The organism is Gilvimarinus gilvus (assembly GCF_030518155.1).
Classification (GTDB): Bacteria; Pseudomonadota; Gammaproteobacteria; order Pseudomonadales; family Cellvibrionaceae; genus Gilvimarinus; species Gilvimarinus gilvus.
On the sequence record NZ_JAULRU010000252.1, the window covers coordinates 1 to 350 of the forward strand.

The following is a 350-nucleotide window of genomic DNA, read 5'->3' on the forward strand; positions in this document are numbered from 1 at the left end:
AACGCCAGCACATTGGAATAATACTTCTCAGAGAAGTCCACAACACGCATGCGCTCTTCTGTAATCGACATAGAAGCCACGATCGCGTCATATTTACGCGCGCGAAGCCCCGGAATAATACCATCCCAGTCCTGAGCCACAATTTCACAATCAGCCTTCATCTGGGCACACAGTGCTTTAGCTATCTCAACATCAAAACCGATTAGCTCACCGCTGGAATCTACCATATTGAAAGGCGCATAAGCCCCTTCAGTTGCAATGCGAATTTTATCGCCGGCAGTCGCTACCTGAGCGGCCATCAGACCTCCCGCAATCAGTGCGGCAGCGGCAAAGAGTTTACGAATTTTCAT

General features: G+C 49.4%; 1 protein-coding gene. It reads right to left on the bottom strand.

What is annotated here, in order from left to right; genetic code table 11:
- On the bottom strand, positions 1-350 hold a 350-nt coding region (locus QWI17_RS03305), incomplete at both ends, for a transporter substrate-binding domain-containing protein (RefSeq protein ID WP_302721077.1).